Origin of the sequence: Lachnoclostridium sp. An118 (assembly GCF_002160985.1) — a bacterium.
In the GTDB taxonomy this organism is placed as follows: domain Bacteria; phylum Bacillota; class Clostridia; order Lachnospirales; family Lachnospiraceae; genus Claveliimonas; species Claveliimonas stercoravium.
The window spans coordinates 1-1,700 of the sequence record NZ_NFLQ01000048.1; the positions used below are offsets into that span (position 1 = coordinate 1).

General features: G+C 44.6%; 1 protein-coding gene. It reads right to left on the reverse strand.

The window, feature by feature from the left end:
* Positions 1-254: 254 nt before the first annotated feature.
* Complete coding sequence (locus B5E62_RS16610) at positions 255-1,568, reverse strand: IS30 family transposase (protein ID WP_087175613.1); 1,314 nt, start codon at positions 1,566-1,568, stop codon at positions 255-257.
* Positions 1,569-1,700 lie beyond the last annotated feature (132 nt).

A 1,700-nucleotide genomic window follows, 5' to 3' on the forward strand; every position in this document is an offset into this window, starting at 1 on the left:
GCTAAATTGAAATTTTAAATTCCAGTGCGGGGGTAAATTCCACCATACTTTATATTTTGCAGATTTTATAGGAAATTTTTAAGCGAAATCTCCTGTTTTCTGCTATAATTAGCTAAACTCATCGAAAAATACTTGATTTCTGGGTATGGGAAACGGACCGCTGAAAAACAGTGTGCGAGACTGAATTCCACCGGCCACATCTAAAAAATGTGAAACGTTTACTTCCAGTCTGACAGCAGATTTCGATCAGTTGATTAGTGGTTAAAGCGGATCAGCTTAGGCGTCAGATTTACCTCATCCGGGGCAATCGGCCTAAGCTGAAATGCGTTTAAGACCTCTTCTCCAAGTGTTTCCAAGGCGACGCTGTATGGCGTCCTTCCACCCAGGCTTTCCCTCGGTGTGGAATTGATATGGTTTACGATCAGGTTTATGTCCCATTGTGTAAGGAACTCAAAACAGGTTCCTTTTGGCAGAATCATCCGGAGCATCGTATGTGCCTGTTCCAGTCCGCCCTTCTGCCCGCTCTGCATCGGGTCACAGTAATAAATGCTGGAACGCTGTATTCCGTTTACGCCGGTTTCCAAAGCATCCGGATCACCAAATTCAGAACCCCGGTCCGTCAGGATATATTCAAACACGGAAGCGAATTCATAGGTTCCCATGCGCTTTTCCAGACGGTCAAAAACAAGACGGACAGCACCTTTCGTGCAGCGGTTCATCAGAAAAGCAAGGAAGAGTTTTTCTTTGGTGAAAAACATGGTCAGCAGGGTCTTTTTTGATTCCCTGGAAGAATGGACAGTATCCATCTGGACATAGTCTGTAAGGGCAAGGGAGCAGAAGTCATGATATAATCGGTTGCTAAAGACTGCTCTGTCCGTGATTTGTGTTTTATGGCACTTTCTTGGTTTGAAATGAACTTTCCGTTTCAGATCTATGTTCCTTGCCGTAAAGAGTCCCTGGTCAAGATACGAATACAGGGTACGGACGGACATATCCAGCTCCGGATGGTTTGCCAGGATATGATAGGGAGACTGTCCCTGTTCGATCAGTGGGGAAATGATCTGGTCCTTTTTGCGAAGCTCCCGTTTGGTCATGTTGATCCCTGTTCTGGAATCCCGGAGTTTTTCCCGGTATTTCCTGTCAGCGAATCTGGCGTTATAAGAGTATTTGTGTGCAATGGTGCAGTGATTGATTTTTTTCGTACAGCCGTTGCAGACATAAGGAGCCCGGTCAAGTCTTACGCAGCGCTCTTTCTCAAAGTCTCTGCAAGTTTGGTTGCAGGTAGGACAGGATGCGCATTTGATCCCGCACAGGACAATCTTTCCACAGGCGTTCGTCTTCTTGCAGTGATAGCGGTGAATACAGAAATTTTTGGCGTTATAGAAAGAACCTTTGTGATACCAATCTGAGAGACGGTGAGCCCTGACTTCTTTAGAGATTGTGGTAGGATCCTTGCACAAGAACCTGGCAATATCCTTAAAGGAAGTGCCCTTGTTCAGTTCGTTTTCGATATAGATACGGTTTTCAAGGGTAAGGTGTTTTTGGTTACCAGGAATATATTTACTCATGATGAGCCTCCTTCTACTGCTGTCAGAAGGAGAGATAACCATACCATGGATGTATGAAAGAGTAAATATCAACTGTGCAGAAGTAAACGCTACTACCCGTAGGAGAGGTGGAATTTAAAATTTCATTTTTGG